Annotated in this window: 18 protein-coding genes and 1 tRNA gene; 3 read left to right on the top strand and 16 right to left on the bottom strand. The window is 64.7% G+C overall.

Annotated elements, in window-relative coordinates; all coding sequences use genetic code 11:
- Positions 1-34: 34 nt before the first annotated feature.
- Positions 35-1,015, top strand: coding sequence for an ABC transporter ATP-binding protein (locus tag AC4D2M_RS05530; RefSeq protein ID WP_490890930.1), 981 nt, complete (start codon positions 35-37; stop codon positions 1,013-1,015).
- Positions 1,012-1,812 (top strand): ABC transporter ATP-binding protein, encoded by an 801-nt coding sequence (locus AC4D2M_RS05525; protein ID WP_490890614.1) that lies wholly within the window; start codon positions 1,012-1,014, stop codon positions 1,810-1,812. Before AC4D2M_RS05530 ends, AC4D2M_RS05525 begins: the two co-directional genes overlap by 4 nt.
- A gap of 167 nt (positions 1,813-1,979) precedes the next feature.
- Here the strand turns inward: AC4D2M_RS05525 and AC4D2M_RS05520 are convergent, their stop codons facing one another.
- Positions 1,980-3,365, bottom strand: a complete 1,386-nt coding sequence (locus AC4D2M_RS05520) for an ABC transporter substrate-binding protein (RefSeq protein ID WP_490890613.1) — start codon at positions 3,363-3,365, stop codon at positions 1,980-1,982.
- A 244-nt stretch (positions 3,366-3,609) separates the two neighbouring features.
- On the opposite strand from AC4D2M_RS05520, the gene AC4D2M_RS05515 reads away from it, so the two are divergent.
- Positions 3,610-3,682, top strand: a tRNA-Leu gene (locus tag AC4D2M_RS05515).
- A 16-nt stretch (positions 3,683-3,698) separates the two neighbouring features.
- On the opposite strand, the gene AC4D2M_RS05510 is transcribed toward AC4D2M_RS05515, so the two are convergent.
- The 15 genes from AC4D2M_RS05510 to AC4D2M_RS05440 all read right to left on the bottom strand — a co-directional run bounded on the left by AC4D2M_RS05510 (position 3,699) and on the right by AC4D2M_RS05440 (position 19,875).
- Positions 3,699-4,016, bottom strand: a complete 318-nt coding sequence (locus AC4D2M_RS05510) for a CHY zinc finger protein (protein WP_490890612.1) — start codon at positions 4,014-4,016, stop codon at positions 3,699-3,701.
- A gap of 83 nt (positions 4,017-4,099) precedes the next feature.
- Positions 4,100-5,536, bottom strand: a complete 1,437-nt coding sequence (locus tag AC4D2M_RS05505) for an NAD(P)/FAD-dependent oxidoreductase (RefSeq protein WP_490890611.1) — start codon at positions 5,534-5,536, stop codon at positions 4,100-4,102.
- A gap of 34 nt (positions 5,537-5,570) precedes the next feature.
- Positions 5,571-7,142, bottom strand: a complete 1,572-nt coding sequence (locus AC4D2M_RS05500; RefSeq protein WP_490890610.1) for a S8 family serine peptidase — start codon at positions 7,140-7,142, stop codon at positions 5,571-5,573.
- Between the two features lie 4 nt (positions 7,143-7,146).
- Positions 7,147-8,091 carry a Ppx/GppA phosphatase family protein gene (locus AC4D2M_RS05495; protein ID WP_490890609.1) on the bottom strand — a complete coding sequence of 315 codons (945 nt, stop codon included), beginning with the start codon at positions 8,089-8,091 and terminating at the stop codon, positions 7,147-7,149.
- Position 8,092: 1 nt separating this feature from the next.
- On the bottom strand, positions 8,093-8,743 hold the full coding sequence (locus AC4D2M_RS05490; RefSeq protein ID WP_490890608.1) for a DUF501 domain-containing protein: 651 nt from the start codon (positions 8,741-8,743) through the stop codon (positions 8,093-8,095).
- Between the two features lie 94 nt (positions 8,744-8,837).
- Entirely contained in the window at positions 8,838-9,536 is a 699-nt protein-coding gene (locus tag AC4D2M_RS05485) for an FtsB family cell division protein (RefSeq protein WP_490890607.1), read from the bottom strand.
- A gap of 97 nt (positions 9,537-9,633) precedes the next feature.
- Positions 9,634-10,914, bottom strand: a complete 1,281-nt coding sequence (eno, locus tag AC4D2M_RS05480; RefSeq protein ID WP_490890606.1) for a phosphopyruvate hydratase — start codon at positions 10,912-10,914, stop codon at positions 9,634-9,636.
- 124 nt (positions 10,915-11,038) lie between these two features.
- Positions 11,039-11,800 carry a MazG nucleotide pyrophosphohydrolase domain-containing protein gene (locus tag AC4D2M_RS05475; protein WP_490890605.1) on the bottom strand — a complete coding sequence of 254 codons (762 nt, stop codon included), beginning with the start codon at positions 11,798-11,800 and terminating at the stop codon, positions 11,039-11,041.
- Positions 11,797-12,939, bottom strand: coding sequence for an adenosine deaminase (locus AC4D2M_RS05470; RefSeq protein WP_490890604.1), 1,143 nt, complete (start codon positions 12,937-12,939; stop codon positions 11,797-11,799). Before AC4D2M_RS05470 ends, AC4D2M_RS05475 begins: the two co-directional genes overlap by 4 nt.
- Positions 12,936-13,655, bottom strand: coding sequence for a DedA family protein (locus tag AC4D2M_RS05465; protein WP_490890603.1), 720 nt, complete (start codon positions 13,653-13,655; stop codon positions 12,936-12,938). The genes AC4D2M_RS05470 and AC4D2M_RS05465 overlap by 4 nt, the downstream gene beginning before the upstream one ends.
- 261 nt (positions 13,656-13,916) lie before the next feature.
- Complete coding sequence (locus AC4D2M_RS05460) at positions 13,917-15,203, bottom strand: thymidine phosphorylase (protein ID WP_490890602.1); 1,287 nt, start codon at positions 15,201-15,203, stop codon at positions 13,917-13,919.
- On the bottom strand, positions 15,200-15,691 hold the full coding sequence (locus tag AC4D2M_RS05455) for a cytidine deaminase (RefSeq protein WP_490890601.1): 492 nt from the start codon (positions 15,689-15,691) through the stop codon (positions 15,200-15,202). The genes AC4D2M_RS05460 and AC4D2M_RS05455 overlap by 4 nt, the downstream gene beginning before the upstream one ends.
- Before the next feature lie 4 nt (positions 15,692-15,695).
- A complete protein-coding gene (locus AC4D2M_RS05450; protein ID WP_490890600.1) occupies positions 15,696-16,979 on the bottom strand; it encodes an ABC transporter permease in 1,284 nt (427 codons plus the stop codon).
- Positions 16,976-18,280, bottom strand: coding sequence for an ABC transporter permease (locus tag AC4D2M_RS05445; protein WP_490890599.1), 1,305 nt, complete (start codon positions 18,278-18,280; stop codon positions 16,976-16,978). The genes AC4D2M_RS05450 and AC4D2M_RS05445 overlap by 4 nt, the downstream gene beginning before the upstream one ends.
- On the bottom strand, positions 18,277-19,875 hold the full coding sequence (locus AC4D2M_RS05440) for an ABC transporter ATP-binding protein (RefSeq protein ID WP_490890598.1): 1,599 nt from the start codon (positions 19,873-19,875) through the stop codon (positions 18,277-18,279). The genes AC4D2M_RS05445 and AC4D2M_RS05440 overlap by 4 nt, the downstream gene beginning before the upstream one ends.
- Positions 19,876-19,897: the final 22 nt, after the last annotated feature.

Here is a 19,897-nt window from a genome sequence, read left to right as displayed (position 1 = left end):
GGCCGCCGGCCGGACGGCTGACAGCATCGACTACATGACCGATTCACGGCCCATCACCGAGGACACCCCCGGACCGGGCTGCCGCAAGCGCGATCCCATTGTCACGGTCAAGAAAGTCACACGGAGCTTCGGCGGCGTCAACGCCGTCGATGTCGACTACCTCGAAATTCCCCGGAACAAGATCACCGCGCTCATCGGTCCCAACGGAGCGGGAAAGACCACCCTGTTCAATCTGCTCACCGGATTCGATACGCCCCAGAGCGGCGAGTGGGACTTCGATGGCAAGTCCCTGACCGGCGTCGCGCCCTACAAGGTTGCACGCCTCGGCATGGTTCGCACGTTCCAGCTGACCAAGGTCATGGGCAAACTCACGGTCATGGAGAACATGCGCCTGGGCGCTACCGACCAGCCCGGCGAAAGCCTGGCACGCGCCCTGTTCAAAGGTCTGTGGGGACGCCGCGAGAAGGAAATCACCGAACAGGCAGAGGTCCTGCTCAGGAAGTTCAAACTCGACACAAAGACCGATGACTACGCAGCCTCGCTCTCCGGTGGACAGCGCAAGCTCCTGGAGATGGCGCGGGCGCTGATGGTCAAACCACGCCTGGTGATGCTCGACGAACCGATGGCCGGCGTCAACCCGGCGCTGACGCAGTCCCTGCTCGACCACATCAAGAACCTCAAGTCGGAGGGCATGACCGTCCTCTTCGTCGAACACGACATGCACATGGTCCGGCATGTTGCCGACTGGGTGGTGGTCATGGCGGAAGGCCGCGTGGTGGCGGAGGGAACTCCCGACGTCGTCATGAAGGACAAGGCGGTGATCGACGCCTACCTCGGGGCGCACCACGACGTGGACCTCGGCGACTCGCACGGCTACGAGGACCTAGAAGCCGAACTCTCCCACGACAAGCAATCTGCCGGGGGAACCAGGGACACGGGTCTCCCGGACCATGCCAGGATCACCGAACTTGAGGGCACCCAGCCGGACAGAGGAACAGAGGAGAAGCGGCCATGAGCGAAGCATCGGGAACCGCAGGATCACACCGCGCCACCGGGGCCGGTGTCACGGGCTCGCCTGCGGCGCCGGGAAAGTCCGTCGTGAAGGTCACCGACCTGGTGGCCGGTTACCTTCCCGGGGTGAACATCCTGAACGGCTGCTCGATTGAAGCGCGGTCGGGTGAACTGATCGGAATTATCGGCCCCAACGGTGCCGGCAAATCGACCCTGCTCAAGGCGATGTTCGGACTGGTGAAAGTACACTCCGGCACCGTGGTGGTGCGGGACCAGGACATCACCGGCCTCAAAGCGAACAAGCTGGTCAGCAGGGGCGTGGGCTTCGTCCCGCAGAACAACAACGTCTTCGCTACCCTGACCATCGAAGAGAACCTCCAGATGGGCATGTACCAGCGCCCGAAGGACTTCAAGGAACGCTTCGACTTTGTCACGAGCCTCTTCCCTGAACTCGCCAAGCGGCGTGCCCAGCGCGCCGGATCCCTCTCGGGCGGCGAGCGCCAGATGGTCGCGATGGGCAGGGCGCTGATGATGGAACCGGCGGTGCTGCTCCTTGACGAGCCGTCCGCGGGCCTCTCCCCCGTCAAGCAGGACGAGACGTTCCTGCGGGTGCACGAGATCAACCGGGCAGGAGTCTCGGTCATCATGGTGGAGCAGAACGCGCGCCGCTGCCTGCAGATCTGCGACCGTGCCTATGTCCTGGACCAGGGCAAGGACGCCTACACCGGGACCGGACGCGAGCTCATGAAGGACCCGAAGGTCATTCAGCTCTACCTGGGGACCCTCGCCGACACGGCGTAGGTGTAGACGCAGCAGAAACACCGTAGAGGCCCTCTCCGCTCAGGAGAGGGCCTCTACCGTGTCCAGGGCCCTGCACAACGACGACGACGTTCCCCGGACAGAGGAGCCCCTCCCGGCTGGGAGGGGCTCCTCTGGCTGTGCGGGTGACTCAGATGGTGCTGAAGTTCCTAGAGCTGTCCTGACTCGGAGCGGTAAGGCTGCGGGACATTGTTCTCGTCGAACTCGTAGATGCCGATGAAGGCCTCGGTCGGGTCACCGTTCTCATCGAAGGTGATCGGGCCGGAAATGCCCTGGTAATCGATATCTTCACCGTTGCGCTGCAGGGTGACACAGCCCGCGTAGTCGAAGCACTCTGTGCCTTCCTTGGAAACTGCCTCGAGTTCCTCAGCGATTGCGGGTCCCTCAACACTGCCGGCTTTGTCTGCAGCCAGGGCGATGAGGTTGACGGCGTCGTAGCTTTCACCCGCGTAGTTCCAGACGTTCAGGCTGTCGTCGATCTCGGCGAGGTCTTCCTTGAACTGATCGCCGGCGAAGGAACCGGGCTGAGTGCCCTGCGCGCCTTCAAGGGTGCCTGGATCCAGGTCCGCGCTGTAGTCGGCGGTGTTGCCGTCAACGAAGAACATGGCGGACGGGTCAACGCCCTGACCGGTCATCAGCGGGATGATGCTGTTGGCCTGGTCGAAACTGATGACCACGTAGGCATCAGGGTCTGCTGCGACGAGCGCGTCCACCTGGCTGCTGAACTGCGAGTCGCCCTCGTTGAAGAGCTCCTCGGCCACAACCTGGCCGCCAGCGCCCTCGACGGCTTCCTTGATGCTGGACTGGAGCCCGGTACCGTACGCGTCGTTAAGCACGATCATGCCCACGGTCTGTGCGCCACAAGCCATGATGTAGTTGCCGAGCACTCGACCCTGCAGTACATCGGAGGGCGCGGTACGCCAGTACAGACCGTCGTCGTCCCAGTCGGTGAAGTCCGGTGACGTGTTGGCCGGCGACATCTGGATAACGGCTGCACCGGTGATCTGGTTAATCACGGTCTGCGATACGCCCGACGACGCCGCACCAATAATCGCGCTCACGTCCTGGGACAGGAGGTCGGTGACGGACTGGGTAGCGATGTCAGTGGTTGTGTCGCCCGAGTCGCGGTGGATGATTTCAACGTCCTGGCCCAGCACGCCGCCGGCCTCGTTGATTTCCTGGACTGCCAGGTTGACGCCCGCGATTTCAGGGGGACCGAGGAACGCCAGAGCGCCCGTGGTGGGCAGGAGGGATCCGATTACAAGCGGTTCTTCGGATGTGGTTTCCGCCTCGGGTACTGCGCTCGGGTCGCCCTTCTCACCGGGCTCGGGGGCTTCGCCACCCTGACTCTCCGGACAGGTCAGTCCCGACGCTGCCGCTGCCGAAGTTGTTTCGCCGCCTTCTCCTTCGGGTGTGGGATTGCCACCGCAGGCAGATGCGAAGAGTGCGACACCCAGGCTGAGGGCGGCAATCTTCGCTGCGCGCGGAGCATTCTCCCCGATGCTGAGCCGCGCGGAGGTACGTGTTGCTGTCATGAAATTTATCTCCTCGATCGAAAGGCTCGGTCAGCCTTTGATGCGATCACCAGGTGTTCCTGATATACGAAAAAGCTAGTGCAAAAACGTGTCTAAGATAAGCAAATCTGGTTACATCCTTGTAACGCTGATCACACGGTTATCTCCGGGCCTGGCCCAGATCGGTTCGGCGTGCGTGGGGTTCGCGTATTCTTGATGGGACGCTCAGGCGGAGCACCCGCCCGTCGGCCGCGTCAGAAGTTACGCCCCAGTAGCCCAATGGCAGAGGCAGGAGACTTAAAATCTTCACAGTGTGGGTTCGAGTCCCACCTGGGGCACCGCTGCAGAAGGGATTCAGTTCGTCCCGAAGTACAGGTGCTTATGGAGCCGGCAGCCCGGGTTGAAGGGCGCCCCGCACGAGGAGCAGCAGTCGGCGTCAAGGTAGTTCAGGATCGTCATGGTTCCACCGCAGACGCCGCAGAGAATCGCATGCGTACCCTGCTCCCCCAGTGGCCACACGGACGCCTCATGGTCGGCCGCTTCCTCATGACAGAGGTGGCACGGGTAGAACTCGCCGCAGCACTTGAACCGGATGGCGACGACGTCGAGCTCGGTTTGGTAGTGCACACAACGAGTCTGGTCGTCGACTGTCTTGCCGAGGACGTTGATCACGATCCAGAACTATAGCCGCTTAAACCAGCGACGGCGGCACCCTTCGGGGTGCCGCCGTAGCTGTTCGAGGGCCTGGGCAGATGCTAGGCCTTTGCGTTGATCTTCTCGGTGTCCTCGGAACGATCCGCGTCGAGGGACGGGGCTACCTGCTTCTTCGGTGGAGGGGTAGCAGCCTCACGGAACTGGCGACGCGGGGTCTGCAGGTCCATCAGCTGCGTGGTGTCACGTCCGAAGACGAAGCTGATGAGCCAGTTGCCCACGACGCGCGCCTTGCGCTCGAACATAGGCATTGCCATGCCGTGGTAGCCGCGGTGTGCGAGCCACGCGGGCAGGCCGCGCATACCGAAGCCCATGATGTTCGCGACGCCCTTGTACTGGCCGAACCCGGCAACCGCACCCAGGTTCTTGTGCTTGTACTCGCGGACGCGGCCCACACCGTACCGTTCGGCGTAAATGTTATCGGCGAGAAGCTTGGCCTGGCGTACTGCGTGCTGTGCGTTCGGGACGCAGAAGCCCCCCACACCGCCACCGGAGAGGTCAGGCACGGCAGAGACGTCGCCGGCGGTCCAGGCGCCGTCCAGCGGGCCGTCGTCGCCGGTGATACGCAGTTCAGCGCTGGCGCGGACACGGCCGCGCTCGTCGATCGGGAAGTCGGTGTTGCGGACCACGGGGTTGGCCTGCACGCCGGCGGTCCATACGAGGGTGTCGGTCTCGAACTCATCGGCCGCGGACTTGTCCGGCATGTTGATGAGCTTGAGCTTGCCGTCCTTGGCGCTGGCGAGCGAGGTGTTCAGCATGACCTGCACGCCGCGTGCACGCAGGTGCTCCACAACCCACACTGCCTGCTCTTCAGTGACCTCGGGCATGATACGGCCCATGGCCTCCACGAGTACGAAGCGGATGTCGGAACGCTTGAGGCGGGGGTTCTTCTTGACGGCAGCACGTGCCAAGTCTTCCATCTCGGCGAGCGCCTCGATACCGGCGAAACCGCCGCCGACGACGACGAAGGTGAGTGCGCGGTCGCGCTCGGGGCCAGGCTCCATCAGCGAACCGGTTTCGATGCGCTCCAGCAACTGGTTGCGCAGTGCGACGGCTTCCTCAATGGTCTTGAGGCCGATACCCTCCTCCGCGAGTCCCTCGATGGGGAACGTGCGGGTGATAGCGCCGGCCGCGATGACGATGTCGCGGTAGGTGAGCTCGAACGGCGCGCTGCCGTCGGAAGGTTCAACGGTTGCCGTGCGAGAGGAATGGTTCACGCCGGTCACCTTGCCCGTGATGAGCTCGGTGTCCGTCAGGTGCATGCGATGGGAGACGACAGCGTGACGCGCCTCGATGTTTCCACCGGCCACCTCGGGGAGGAAGGGCTGGTAGGTCATGTAAGGCAAAGGATCCACGAGCGTGACGATGCCGCCATGATCCTTCACCTTCTTCTGCAGCTTGTGGGCTACGTAGAGACCAACGTAGCCGCCGCCGACAACAAGGATCCGGGGACGATCAGAAAACTTGGAGGTTAGAGCCATAAGGCCAGCGTACCGGACTTTGTGAAAATCTTCACTAGCGCGGGTCGGAGGTTGCCGATCCAGTACTGTGCGAGTCTGGCGAGGCAGGATCCGCACCTGTGGAGCCGTCCCTTCCCGTCCCGTCCGACGGGTGAGGGCCGTGACCGTTTGCCGCACGGCCGTCCCGGTAAACGCGGATCACCTGATACGTCCCGCCAAGCAGGATGAAGAGGATCAGCACCCCGAATCCGACCACGATGACGGCAGGCAGCGAACTGGCGGTCGCGGCCCGCTCCTGCGCTGCCGGCACGGTGGGCTCGGGGATATCGGGTAGCGGCTCCTCGGCGGGGGCAGGTTCCGGCGGCGGAGGCGGAGGCACCTCACCACGTCGGTACGTCTCGATGTACTGCGCCATGCTCACCACCCCCCCGGCGCCCAGGAGACGCTCCTCCGGTACGGCCAGTTCCGCGTTGACCGCGGCATCGGCGTCGAGTATTCCGTGGCCGTAGATGGTGTCCTTGCCCGGTATCCCGGCGTCGTGCGCCGTCATGATGATCCGGTTGATCACCTGTGCGGCCGTCAGCTCCGGGTACTTGGCGCGGATGAGCGCTGCGACCCCGGAGACCAGTGGCGCAGCGCCCGAGGTTCCTGACCACTTGCTTGCGTAGAGTCCGCCCGGCAGATCGCCGACGAGGTTCTCGGCCGGTGCCGCAATGCCGATGCTGATGCCCTCGGAGGAGGACTCGCGGCTCGCCACTCCCGTGGTGTCGAGGCCGCCCACCGCGAGAACACCGGGCATGGTGGCCGGCGCGCCGACCTGCACTGATCCTCCGGCGCGGTTGCCGGCAGCGGCGACGATAACGACGTCGTGCTGTTCCGCATAGAGGAACGCCTCGTCCCAGCTTTCCGGCCAGGTGGGCGACGTGCTGCCCAGCGACATGTTGATCACTGAGGCACCGTTGTCCACGGCCCAGCGAACCGCGTTGGGGATTTGCTCGTCGATGCTCACTCCGGCCGGGTTGGGGCCGCTGGACTCGCCGCCGATCCAGAGCGAGACCGCGAGCAGCTCAGCTTCAGGGGCAACGCCGACGACGCCGTCCGGTCCGCGTCCCGCGGCCTGAACAGCGGCCTCCGCTGCTTCTTCCGCTTCCCTGGAAGCCTCAACCATGGACTTCTCCGGCGAGGCGGACTTGGTCGGCGAGGCTGCAGCGGAGGGAGAAGCGGACGGGCTCTCAACCGGTTCCTCTGCTTCATGTCCGCGGCCGGCAAGCAGGCTGGCCACGAGCGTGCCGTGTTCGGGCACCTCACCGATCCCACGCTGCCCGTTGGGCGCACCGGCACCGGAGACATCCGTGCCACCCGTAACCACTCCTCCCAGGTCGGGGTGGCTTCCGTCGACGCCGCTGTCGATCACCGCGACCGTCACACCTGCACCTTTGGTGTCTTTCCACGCTTCGGTGACGCCGAATTCCTCAAGCCAGTATTGACTGTCCCGGATCTCCGCGCCGTGCGCGCCGGCACTGTCAGCCGGACCGACGACGGCGGTTGCAAGCCCCAGCGACACCGCTACGAGGGCGGCGACGGACCTGGGGACGAGAGCGCGGTGATGCACGGAGGAAACTGTCATTGCGTCACTTCCGGGAGGCGGCGCTGAGGGCAATGCCGTCGAGAATGTCGTGTTCGCTTGCGACCGCACTGCTCACGCGTCCTTCAGTGGCCTCCGCGACCCGCCGGACGATAGTGCGCCAGATCAGGGCGCCCGCGCCGATGACATCCACGCGTCCGGGGTGCATGTAGGGCAGGGCCTTGCGTTCGGAACGCGGCAGGTGCAGCAGCGAGGTGGCGGCGCCGTCGATCTCTTCAACACTGAGCTCAGAGCCGTGGATACGCTCGGACTGGTACTCGGGAAGCTTCAGCGCGTGTGCCGTAACGGTGGTGATGCTGCCCGCCACACCGATGATGCCGTGCACAGAGGCAAGGTTCACCTCGGCGTCCGCCTTCTCAATCATCCTGCCGATCTCTTCCTCGGCAGCGGCGACTTCCTCCTCCGTTGGCGGGTCAGAGAGAAGGAACCGCTCGGTGAAACGCACACACCCCATGTCCAGGCTCCGCCCAGCGATGACCTGGTTGCCGGTACCCACGACGAACTCCGTGCTTCCGCCTCCAAGATCCACCACGAGCACGGGAGCGTCGCTTTCCCCGGCCAGGACGCTGACGGCTCCCGAGAACGACAGTTCCGCTTCCTCGCTGCCGCTGACGACCTCCGGTTCAATCCCCAGACGATCCCGCACGCCGGAGACAAAGACTTCACGGTTGCTCGCGTCCCGTGTGGCCGAGGTCGCCACGAAGCGGATGCGCTCGGCGCTGTGCTCCCTGATCAGCGCCGCGTATTCATCCACGGCCCCGAACGTCCGCTCGAGCGCCGCGTCGGAGAGCCTGCCGGTCGCGTCCACGCCTTCGCCGAGGCGCACCACGCGCATCAGGCGGACGACGTCGGTGAGACCGGCCCCGTCCTCGACATCCGCGATCAGCAGACGGATGGAGTTCGTTCCGCAATCGATGGCTGCAGTACGCATGTCAGGCCTTCCCTTCGCCCGTTCGGCGTTCGGCACGTTTTTTGTCCAGTTCTTCGGAGCTGAGTCCCTGGGTCTTCACATGGCGGCTGAGGTCGCGGTTCGGCGCGTTCCCGCTGACGTCCCACGCGCCTTCGCAGCGGCACTCGTCTGCCGTCCACCACTCCGAGATGTCCGACAGCGCCTCATCGCCCAGCGGGTTCACTCCGGGACCCGCTGCGAGGGAATGGCCCACCAGAACATGGAGGCATTTCACCCGGGTAGGCATCCCGCCTGCGGACACGCCGTCGATCTCCGGCACCGGACCGATGCCGCTGCGTTCCCCGATCTCCAAGCGCACACGCAGATACGCCTCGTGCGCCCGGCGATAGCGGGCGGCAAGATCGGCGTCGCGCTCAAGCCGCTCCGTCATGTCAGTCATGGTCCCGCCGGCTTCGAGGCGGGAAACCGCAGCGGTGATGACCGGGTGCGTCAGGTAGTAGGTAGTGGGAAAGGGGATGCCGTTGCTGAGCCGCGGGGCTGTGGTTGCCACCAGCGGATTGCCGCAGACACACCGGGCGCCGATTTCGACGACGTCGCGAACCGGGCGCCCCAACTGCCGGCTGAGCGTCTCCAGATCAGCTGGTGTGGGTGCAAGCGGATTGCCTTCCGTCACTGTGGTCCTTCCTTTTCGAGTTTTTGTCGCCTATCTGTTGTCAAAACCGGGCTATAGCAGCAGATAGGCGGCGAAAACTTCCCGGGAACCAAGGTTAGTCGGTGGCAGCGCGCTCCACTGATTCCCAGAGCGCATCTGCCCACGGCAGGTCCTCCGGAGAAGCGGCTGACTGCTGGTCTTCGGAGGTCTCGACGGCTGTTCCACCCTTGACCAGGTACCGGGTTTCGCCGGGCATCACCAGAAAGAGCCGGTCCCGCGCCTGCTGCTTGATGTAGGCGGGATCTTCCCACCGGGCGATCTGCGTTTCCAGGGCGTCCTGCTCCTGCTGCAGTGCGATTATGCGGTCCTGCAGGGCAGCGGTCTCCGCCTGCTGCTGCAGGTAAGTGCGGATGGACGGCGCCAGCAGCACCGTGATGGTGACGAGCACGACGGCAAGTGCCAGCAACCGCCCGGAGAAGGCCTTGGCGGGGATCGGCTCTGCGTCTTCCGCCGGAACGATGAAGCGCTCCGATGACCGACGGAACGGAGAGCTCGCGGTTCGGATGGCTCCGGCCAACTGGGAGCGTTCCGCTGCCCGGGCCTCGGACGGGGACGTTTTCTTCCGTGGCGGAGTTGCCGCGGAGGACTGCGTCCGGGGAGCGTCCTGCTTTTCCGTCTTGTGGCTTGCGCTGGAGGGCGTCGGACGCGCTGAAGCACCCTGGGTACCAGGGCGCTTCAGCGGCGGTGTCGGCTGCCTCTGCCCGTCCGTACGCGCTCGTGTTGTGCGCGGAACGCTAGGGCGTCGGGTGGACATCGGACTCCTCGCTCAAGCTTCGTTAGGCCGCCGGTCCGGGCGAAAGCCCACGGCCGGCGGTTACCTGCTTAACGAGGGTAACGCCCTAGCCCGGCGATCAGGCAGTGAAACGCGGGAAGGCGGAACGACCGGCGTAACGTGCGGCGTCGTCCAGTTCCTCCTCGATGCGCAGCAGCTGGTTGTACTTGGCAACACGCTCGGAACGCGCGGGTGCACCCGTCTTGATCTGGCCGGCGTTCGTTGCCACGCAGATGTCCGCGATTGTGGTGTCTTCCGTCTCACCGGAGCGGTGAGAGGTGATCGTGGTGTAGCCGGAGCGCTGGGCCAGCGAGATGGCGTCGAGCGTTTCCGTGAGCGTACCGATCTGGTTCACCTTCACGAGGAGCGAGTTGGCCGTGTCCGCCTTGATGCCGCGCTCGAGACGGACCGGGTTGGTGACGAAGAGGTCATCGCCGACGAGCTGGACCTTGTCACCGAGGGAGTCGGTGAGTGCCTTCCAGCCGTCCCAGTCTTCCTCGTCCAGCGGATCCTCGATGGAGACCAGCGGGTAGTCGCGTACGAGCTCTTCGTAGTAGGCACGCATGGCCGCGGAATCGAGTGCCTTGCCCTCGAAGTGGTAGGCGCCGTCCTTGTAGAACTCGGAGGCGGCAACGTCGAGCGCGAACGCGATGTCGGTGCCGGGGGTGTAACCGGCGCGCTCGATGGCGGTAGTGATGAGGTCGAGTGCATCCCGGTTGGAGGGCAGGTTGGGGGCGAAGCCGCCCTCATCGCCGAGGCCCGTTGCGAGGCCCTTTTCGTTCAGGACCTTCTTGAGCTCGTGGTAGACCTCAACGCCCCAGCGCAGGCCCTCGGAGTAGGACTCCGCGCCCAGGGGAACGATCATGAATTCCTGGATGTCGACGTCGGAATCGGCGTGCGATCCGCCGTTCAGGATGTTCATCAGCGGAACGGGCAGAACGTGCGCGTTGGGTCCACCCAGGTAACGGTAGAGCGGCAGCGCGGAAGACTCGGCCGCTGCGCGGGCGATCGCCAGGGAAACGCCGAGCATGGCGTTCGCCCCCAGGTTGGACTTGTTCTCGGTACCGTCCAGGTCGATCATGGCCTGGTCAATGGCGCGCTGGTCGCCGGCATCGAAGCCGAGCAGTCCGGGCTGGATCTGCTCGATAACGGCTTCAACAGCCTGGAGGACGCCTTTGCCGAGGTAACGGTCCTTGTCGCCGTCGCGGCGTTCGTTCGCTTCGAAGGCGCCGGTGGACGCACCGGAGGGGACGGCGGCGCGGCCGAAGGTGTCGTCGTCGAGCAGTACCTCGACCTCAACCGTGGGGTTGCCGCGGGAGTCAAGGATTTCACGTGCGTGGATGGCATCAATAATTGCCATGGAATGCTCCTGTTCATCAAGGGTGTATGCAGGTTCTGCATACGGACAGCGGAAAACGTGCTCAGCCCGGACGGGCTGATGCGTCTACGCGGGGATTCATACTCAGCCTAATTCAAAGCGGCGCTCAATGACCGTCCGTGACGGCACTCTTTCCTTCCGGAATGCCGTGAGGAGCGTCGACCGTCGTCTCGGCGGGGACGCCCCCACCGGGGTGCGCCAGATGTGCATCCTGGTACTTGCGCACTGCAACGCGGAGCGCCCGCTCCGGATCCAGTCCGGCGTCGACAGCCTGTCCGACGACGGCGAGCAGCACCTCACCGAGCTCTTCCTCCGATGCCGGGCGCGCCTCACCGGTACGTACGACGCCGGCAGCCTCCCGTCGGACTGCTCCGTCGCGTTTTGCCCGCTTGAGCGTTTTCGCGGCCTGAGCGAGCGCCGGAAGACCCTGCGGGATGCTGGCGAACGGCGTCGAATCCGACGGCTGTTCCCGCCGCTTGACGCTGTGCCATGCCGCCTCAATCTCCTCGACGGACGCCGGAAACACCTCCCGCAGTCCGCCGTCGGCAGTGAAGACGTGGGCATTGCGCCGGATCATCTTGTCGGTGAGACCGTCAACGACCTCGGCCATCCCAAAGAAACCGTGTTCCTCCTGCAGGCGTGCGTGAAGCACCACCTGCAGGAGTACGTCGCCCAGTTCGGAGCGCAGTTCGTCGGCCCCTGCCGGCTCCTCCAAAGCATCGAGGAGTTCGTAGCACTCTTCGACGAGGTACTCGGCGAGCGACTCATGCGTCAGCGCGCCCATCCAGGGGCAATGCTCACGCAACTGGCGGATCACCTCAAGCAGCCGCTCGAGAGAAGCTCCTGCGTGCTGCGCTCTTCCGGTCATGCTCCGCCGGTGCCGTCGTACCCCTGCGCAATGAGCTCGGCGAGCGCGGTGCGGCTGTCGAGGGGCAGGAACGCAGCCTCCACGGCGTTGAGGGTGAGCTCAAGGAGATCATCGAGATCGTAGTCGAAAGTCTCAACGAGAAGCTCGAATTCGTCGGTGAGCGTTACGCCGCTCATCAGCCGGTTGTCCGTGTTGACTGTGACGTTGAAGCCGAGCTGGTAGAGCAGGTCGATCGGGTGGCTGGCGATGTCCTTACCGAACGCCTCGATCGCTCCGGTCTGCAGGTTCGACGACGGGCAGACCTCCAGAGGAATCCCGCGGTCACGGACCCAGGCGGCCACCTGGCCGAGGCTGGCCATTCCGACCGGGGAGTCGGAGCCGCCGTCGTCATCGAACTCCACGGTGATGTCCTCGGCGATGCGCACGCCGTGGCCCAGCCGCTGTGCCCGCCCATTCACGAGGGCGTCCACGATGCTCTCGACGCCGGCAGCCTCGCCCGCGTGGACGGTCGCCGGGAACTGGTGCTGGGCGAGGTAGGTGAATGCGTCGGCGAACCGGGCGGGCGGGAAGCCGTCCTCGGCGCCTGCGATGTCGAAACCGACTGCGCCGCGGTCGCGGTGGCGGACAGCCAGTTCGGCGATTTCCTGGCCGCGGTCAGCGTGCCTCATGGCCGTGATGAGCTGACCCACCTGGATGGTGCCTCCGCGTACTGCGACGGCCTCTACGCCCGCGTCGAGACCATCCTGGACTGCCTCGACCGCCTCGTCGAGGGACAATCCCCTGGTCAGGTGTTGCTCAGGTGCCCAGCGCACCTCGCCGTAGACCACGCCGTCGTCGGCAAGATCCTCCACGAACTCCTGCGCAACGCGGGAAAGCCCTTCTCGGGTCTGCATGACCGCAATGGTGTGGTCGAACGTTTCCAGGTAGCGCACCAGGGAACCGGAATCGGCCGAGTCGCGGAACCACTGACCGAGCGCAACCGGGTCCGTCGAGGGAAGCTGGTGGCCAACCGCTTCGGCGAGCTCAATGATCGTCGCGGGCCGCAGGCCACCGTCGAGGTGATCGTGCAGCGACACTTTCGGCAGGGCGCGAATGTCGAAGGAGATATCGGTGGCAAGGGAAGTCATTGGTTCAGTCACAGGCCAAGACTACGCGAGGCCAGAGGCTCCCCTGCAGGTTCCACAACGCTGTCCAGTTTCACGACCTGTGGTTGCAGCGGCTCCGGCCGCGGCCGCGTTGGGGTCGATCCCCGGACGGCGCTGATGACGCGGTCCACGATGAACCCGAGGATCACGGCCACTGTGATCGCGACGGTGACACCGAGCAGGTGATTGTCCGCGAACCAGGCTCCGGCAAGGGCACCGATGCCCACGGAGTAGCTGCCCCAGGCTATTGCCGAGATGCAGGTCAGCGCGAGGAACCGCCGTTGTGAATATCCGGTTGCGCCGGCGGTGAGGTTGACTGCAACCCGCCCGAACGGGACAAAACGCGCAACCAGGATCAGGGACGCCGCCCGTTTCTCCAGCTCGTACCCGGCCCACTCGAAAGCCTTCTGCGAGCGCGGGCGGCGCATCCACCGGAATCGCTGGGTGCCCACACCGCGGCCCATCGCGTAGGCCACGTTGTCGCCGATGAAGGCTCCGAGGGCAGAGACGAGCATCAGCAGCCAAACGTTGGGCACTCCCTGGGTGATCACCAGCGAGGCGAGACCCACCACCACTGACTCGCTCGGGAAGGGCGGAAAGAATCCGTCTACGGTGCAGCAGATGAACACCAGCAGGTAGACCCACGGCTGTTCGGCGGTACTGAGGATGAACTCACTCAGTCCATTCGTGACAGCATTGATGGCGTCCACTACCTGCGCTCCTTGGATTGTACGGATCGGCTCCCGAATGCCGCCGTCTCAGGTGGGTCAGTGACCACTTCAACCATGCCAGCAGCGAATCAAAGGGGTCCATGGGGTATACCCCTGTTGCTCCCCTGATCCAAGCTTTTTACAAGGTTAGGGTGCGGCGGGTCCCGAACGCGTCGCCCGAAGGGCTGATCTTCCCCCGGGGCCTCTCCGCCCCGGGTACTAGGGGATGCCCCTCCGTTGGTAGGGGATGCCCCCTACGGGTCAGGCGATGCGGTCGATAATGAGCTGCTGCGCCGGGCGTGAACCTTCCGGGGCAATGACGACGGCGGTTTCCAGTGCCTCGCGCGCGCGATCGAACTTCTCGGGGGTGTCGGTGAGCAGGGTCATCAGCGGTTCACCGGCACGCACCACCGCTCCGGGCTTGGCGTGTAGCCGGACACCGGCCCCGGCCTGGACCGCGTCCTCCTTGCGGGCCCGTCCGGCTCCGAGGCGCCAGGCGGCTACCCCAACGGCGAGGGCGTCAAGCTCAACCAGGACGCCGTCGGCCGGCGCGTAGACGGTCTCCGATTCCCTGGCCACGGGAAGCGCTGCGCGCGGATCCCCGCCCTGCGCCTCGATCATGCGGTTCCAGACATCCATGGCCCGACCGTCCTTGAGTGCCTGCGCGGGGTCCGCATCGTTGACCCCGGCGGCGCCCAGCATCTCTTCCGCGAGCCTGACGGTCAGTTCAACCACATCCTGCGGGCCTCCGCCGGCGAGTACCTCCACGGATTCCTCCACCTCGATGGCGTTGCCGGCGGTCAACCCGAGCGGCGTGGACATGTTCGTCAGCAGCGCTACCGTGTTCACTCCGGCGTCCGTTCCGAGTGCCACCATGGTCTCTGCAAGTTCACGGGCCTGCGCTTCGTCCTTCATGAACGCGCCGCTGCCGACCTTCACGTCGAGGACGAGCGCGCCCGTGCCTTCCGCGATCTTCTTGCTCATGATCGACGAGGCGATCAGCGGAATTGCCTCCACCGTTCCGGTGACGTCACGCAGCGCGTAGAGCTTCTTGTCCGCGGGAGCCAGCCCGGCACCGGCTGCGCAGATGACCGCGCCGACGTCGGCCAGCTGCGCCATCATTTCGTCATTCGAGAGCTGCGCCCGCCAGCCCGGGATCGATTCGAGCTTGTCCAGGGTTCCCCCGGTGTGGCCGAGGCCGCGTCCGGAGAGCTGCGGCACGGCGACGCCGAAGACGGCGACAAGCGGCGCGAGCGGGAGGGTGATCTTGTCGCCCACTCCCCCGGTGGAATGCTTGTCACTGGTCGGCTTCCCCAGGGACGAAAAGTCCATCCGCTCGCCGCTGGCGATCATGGCCGCCGTCCACCTCGAGATTTCCTCACGGTCCATGCCGTTGAGGAGGATCGCCATGTTGAGGGCGGCCATCTGCTCGTCGGCGATCGCGCCGCGGGTATACGCGTCGATGGTCCAGTCGATCTGCTCCGGGCCCAGCGTGCCTCTGTCCCGCTTGGTGCGGATGATGTCAACGGCGTCGAACTGCTCGCTCATGTGGTTAGTCCCGTCCGGGCACTGCCCGTCTCTGCGAGATCCTGCGGACCGAACGCGTCCGGCAGCACCTCGTCCATGGTTTTGATCCCGCTCACCGTCATCAGCAGCATCCCCGGAGCGCGGAATTCGTAGAGCAGCTGCCTGCACCGGCCGCACGGCATCAGCGCGTCACCGTTCCCGTCCACGCAACTGAATGCAACCAGCCGGCCGCCACCGGTCATCTGGAGCTGGCTCACCAGCGAGCATTCGGCACAGAGAGTGAGCCCGTAGGACGCGTTCTCCACGTTGCAGCCGGATACTATCCGTCCATCCTCCGTCATTGCCGCAGCCCCTACGGGGAAATTGGAGTACGGCACGTACGCCTTCCGCATGGCTTCGATAGCGGCTTCCGCGAGGCCCGCCCACGGGATCTCCCCGGCCTTGCCTGCGGTGGCGGCCGTCGTCGTCGTCGTGGGAGTTGTTGTTTTTGATTCATCCGATGCGCCCATGGTGCTACTCCTTGACGTACGGGATGCCGCCGGCGGCCGGCGGACGGGACCGCCCCACCAGGCCTGCGACAGCCAGGATCGTCACGATGTACGGCAGCATGGCCAGGAACTGGCTCGGGACATCCGTACCGATGATGGAAAGGACAAAACGCAGGTTTGTAGCGAAGCCGAACAGCAATGCGGCGAAGAACGCCCCGATCGGGTTCCAGCGTCCGAAGATGAGCGCAGCAAGGGCAATGTAGCCCTGGCCCGCCGTCATATCGCGGGTGAACGTGCTCACCGAGACGAGTGTGAAGAACGCACCGCCGAATCCGGCGACAGCGCCGCCCAGGAGGACGTTCCAGAACCGGGTGGCGTTGACCTTGATGCCCATCGTGTCAGCAGCCTGCGGGTGCTCACCGACGGCCCGCACCCGCAGCCCCCACTTGGTGCGGAAGAGCCCAAGCCAGATCACGATCACGGCGATGTACATGAAGTACCCGACGATGGTCTGTTGGAACAGGATCGGCCCGATCACGGGGATATCCGCCAGGAGCGGGATGCGGATGTCCGGCAGCCGCGGTGGAGAGTTGAACGTTGCCGAGTCACGGCTGAGCAGCGTGGACGCAAGAAACCCGGTAAGCCCGGAAACCAGCACGTTCAGAACCACGCCGACAATAATCTGGTTCACGAGATACTTGATGCTGAAGATCGCAAGGATGAGCGAGACCAGCATGCCCGCAAACGCAGCCGCGAACAGTCCGACGTAGACGTTGCCCGAAACCGATGCGGCGACGGCGGCTGCGAACGCGCCGGAGAGGAGCTGGCCCTCGATAGCGATATTCACGACGCCGACCCGCTCACACAGCACACCCGAGAGTGATCCGAAGATCAGCGGGATGGCCAGCGTGACCGAGCCTGCCACGAGGCCTGCCAGGGAGATGGACGGCCGATCGGCGATCCCTACCACCCAGGTCAGGAACCCTGCAACGAAGAGCACCGCATAGGCGATGCCGGCCCAACGGTTGATTTTCTCACCGCGACGAACCTGTAGAAACGCGTAGACCGTGATTGCAATCAATGCGAGGGCTACGGCCCAGCCCACCACGTTTGCCGGCAGCTCGATGTCCGCGAGCCGGAAGCGGTCGGAATCGTCCGAGACCCGGAAAATAGCGGTGGTTGCCGGGCCCCCGAGTGCGAATACAAGCAGCGCAACGAGTGCGCCGAAACCGAAGCCGATCGGTGCCTTCCAGTTCCGCCCGGAGGGTGCTGTTTCCCGTGTATCGGTCACGGTTGTCGCGATGCTCATGCTGCACCTCCCGATGCGGTGACCTTCCGGTCTTTGGCCGTCCTGCGCTCTTTGCGGGGCGTTTTCTTCCGGTCAATCCGGAAGATTGCCTTCACCAGCGGCGGCGCCGCGATGAAGAGGACGATGAGGGACTGGACCACAAGGACGATGTCAATCGGGGTACCGGTCAGGGTCTGCATCTGCACGCCTCCGGCACGGAACGCACCGAACAGGACCCCGGCGAAGAACACGCCCCACGGATGGGAACGGCCCAACAGCGCAACGGTGATCGCATCGAACCCGAAGCTCGCGGCGATGCCGCTGGTGAGTACGCGTTCCGTTCCTGCCACCTGCGCAACACCGGCCAGTCCGGCGAGGCCGCCTGCAAGCATCATGACGATGACGTAACCCTTGGTGACACTGATACCCGCGGTGCGTGCCGCGAACGGGTTCGCCCCCACTGCGCGCAGCTCGAAACCGATCGTGGAGCGGTTGAGCAGCCACCACACCCCGTAGGTCGCAGCGATCGCCACAAGGAAGCCGAGGTGCAGCCGGAACTGCGGACCGAGGATCTGCGGGAATACCGCCGTTTCGTACAGGCGGGGACTGATGGGGTTCGATGACCCGGGGTTCTGGAACGTGGGGGTGGTGAGGAGGTAACCGACCAGGTAAATGGCGATGTAGTTGAGCATGATGGTCACAATGACCTCATGCGCGCCGGTGCGTGCCTTCAGGATGCCGGGGATGAAACCCCACAGTGCTCCGCCCACGAACCCGGCGATGACCACGAACAGCAGGTGCAGGCCGAACGGCAGCTGCCAGGAGAAGCCGATCCACCCCGCGAACATGGCGCCTAGGATGATCTGCCCCTGGGCGCCGATGTTGAACAGTCCCGCGCGGAAAGCCACCGCCACGCCCAGACCGGCGAGGATCAGCGGCGTGGCCACGGTGAGCGTTTCAGTCAGCGGCCGGAACATCAGTGCGAGGGAGTCGGCGCGCGGGTTGAACACTGCCCCCTGGAACAGGGCCACGTAGGCCCCGCTTGCCGCTTCCCATGCCGCTGCGAGTGTGTCCCCCGGTCTGCTGAAGAAGTACGACGACGCTGCAGCCACATCCTCGTCAGTCAGGGCAATCAGGATGCCGCCGAGAATTATTGAAAGCACGATGGCGAGGACCGCCACGAGCGATGATCCGGTGGCAATGCTCTTCAGGATGCCGCGGCCACGGTCCTCATGGTCTTCGGGCGCCGGCGTTGTGTCGCCCGTGCCCGGGCTGGGCGGCGGGGCTGCTGACTCAGCTTCCGGCCTGTCGACGGCGCTCATCGGCTTTCCTCCCCGGCAACCCGGTCCTTGTGGGTGGCCCGTCCGCGTTCACCCTGGACGGCTGTGTTCTGCCCCGGGCCTTGCCGCAACGCTTCCTCAGCGGTCGTGCCTGCCATCATGAGACCGAGCACGTCGCGGGACGTGTCTCCGGGGACCACACCCATGAGCTCTCCTCCGTGCAGGACCGCAATGCGGTCCGCGAGTTCACTGATTTCATCGAGTTCTGTGGACACAATCATGACCGGTGTGCCGCCGTCGCGCTCGGTGACGATGCGCTTGTGCAGGAATTCGATCGATCCCACGTCCACACCACGGGTGGGCTGCGAGGCAATGAAGAGGTTCAGCGGCCGTGAGAGTTCGCGGGCGAGGACCACCTTCTGCTGGTTGCCGCCGGAGAGCGTGCTGACAGGCGCTTCCGCGCTCTGCGTTCGAACATCGAACTCCGCGACCTTTGCACGCGCATTCTTGAGAACCACCGACGGTTTCATGGCGAGTCCCTTGGCGTAGGGAGGCTCGTTGTACCAGTTGAGGATCATGTTCTCGGCGATCGAGAAGCTGCCGACCAGTCCGTCCACTTTGCGGTCTTCGGGCACGAATCCCACGCCTTCGCGGATGATGTCCTTGACCTTCATCCCGAGGAGTTCCTTACCGTTCAGCTGAATCGATCCGGATGCGTGCGGGTGCAGTCCGAGGATGGCCTCGGTGAGCTCGGTCTGGCCGTTGCCCTGCACTCCGGCAACTGCGAGAATCTCCCCTTTGGATATCTCGAAGCTGACGTTGTCCACAAGGTTCTGGCCGCTGGGTCCGGGCACCGTCAGGTTTCGGACCTTGAAGGTCGTTTCACCGGGGGTGGCCGGCGCCTTATTGAGGTTGAGGCTCACCTGCCGGCCGACCATCATGGAGGCCAGATCACCTGTGCTGGCTGTGGGATCAACGGTTCCGACGACGGCGCCCCGGCGGATCACCGTGATGACATCGGACACTGCCTTCACTTCGCGCAGTTTGTGGGAAATGAAGACGATTGCGGTGCCGCCGGTCTTCAGTTCTTCGATGATCTGGATCAGCTCGTCGGTTTCCTGCGGGGTGAGCACGGCGGTGGGCTCATCCAGGATCAGCACTTCGGCCTTTCGGACCAGCGCCTTGATGATCTCCACACGCTGTTGCACGCCGACGGGAAGATTCTCCACGAGAGCATCGGGGTCGACGTCGAACCCGTAGCGGTCGGAGATCTCGCGGATACGTGCGCGGGTCTTGTCGAGGTCCAGGATTCCGCCCGCTTTGGTGTGCTCATCACCGAGCGCGACGTTCTCAGCGACGGTGAAGACCGGGATAAGCATGAAGTGCTGGTGCACCATGCCGATTCCCGCAGCCATCGCATCACCGGGCCCGCGAAAGGTAACGGGCTTTCCGTCAACGAGGATGCGCCCGTCGGTCGGTTCATAGAGTCCGTAGAGGACGTTCATGAGTGTCGACTTGCCGGCACCGTTCTCGCCGAGGAGGCAGTGCACCTCACCTGGATTCACAACCAGATCAATATTGTCATTGGCAACAAGAGAGCCAAATCTCTTGGTGATTCCCTGCAGTTCGAGCTTCACAACCCCAACCAACCTGTCCTTT

This window comes from Arthrobacter sp. TJ-270 (assembly GCF_058269075.1).
The sequence above is the reverse complement of the archived record's forward strand: the minus strand, read 5'-3'. Positions and strand labels throughout refer to the sequence as shown.

What these genes read in the sequence shown, in the direction of transcription:
- AC4D2M_RS05530 (WP_490890930.1), top strand. Translation starts at nt 35, where the DNA reads ATGACCGATTCACGGCCCATCACCGAGGACACCCCCGGACCGGGCTGC.
- AC4D2M_RS05525 (WP_490890614.1), top strand. Translation starts at nt 1,012, where the DNA reads ATGAGCGAAGCATCGGGAACCGCAGGATCACACCGCGCCACCGGGGCC.
- AC4D2M_RS05520 (WP_490890613.1), bottom strand. Translation starts at nt 3,365, where the DNA reads ATGACAGCAACACGTACCTCCGCGCGGCTCAGCATCGGGGAGAATGCT.
- AC4D2M_RS05505 (WP_490890611.1), bottom strand. Translation starts at nt 5,536, where the DNA reads ATGGCTCTAACCTCCAAGTTTTCTGATCGTCCCCGGATCCTTGTTGTC.
- AC4D2M_RS05500 (WP_490890610.1), bottom strand. Translation starts at nt 7,142, where the DNA reads ATGACAGTTTCCTCCGTGCATCACCGCGCTCTCGTCCCCAGGTCCGTC.
- AC4D2M_RS05495 (WP_490890609.1), bottom strand. Translation starts at nt 8,091, where the DNA reads ATGCGTACTGCAGCCATCGATTGCGGAACGAACTCCATCCGTCTGCTG.
- AC4D2M_RS05485 (WP_490890607.1), bottom strand. Translation starts at nt 9,536, where the DNA reads ATGTCCACCCGACGCCCTAGCGTTCCGCGCACAACACGAGCGCGTACG.
- eno (WP_490890606.1), bottom strand. Translation starts at nt 10,914, where the DNA reads ATGGCAATTATTGATGCCATCCACGCACGTGAAATCCTTGACTCCCGC.
- AC4D2M_RS05475 (WP_490890605.1), bottom strand. Translation starts at nt 11,800, where the DNA reads ATGACCGGAAGAGCGCAGCACGCAGGAGCTTCTCTCGAGCGGCTGCTT.
- AC4D2M_RS05460 (WP_490890602.1), bottom strand. Translation starts at nt 15,203, where the DNA reads ATGAGCGAGCAGTTCGACGCCGTTGACATCATCCGCACCAAGCGGGAC.
- AC4D2M_RS05455 (WP_490890601.1), bottom strand. Translation starts at nt 15,691, where the DNA reads ATGGGCGCATCGGATGAATCAAAAACAACAACTCCCACGACGACGACG.
- AC4D2M_RS05450 (WP_490890600.1), bottom strand. Translation starts at nt 16,979, where the DNA reads ATGAGCATCGCGACAACCGTGACCGATACACGGGAAACAGCACCCTCC.
- AC4D2M_RS05445 (WP_490890599.1), bottom strand. Translation starts at nt 18,280, where the DNA reads ATGAGCGCCGTCGACAGGCCGGAAGCTGAGTCAGCAGCCCCGCCGCCC.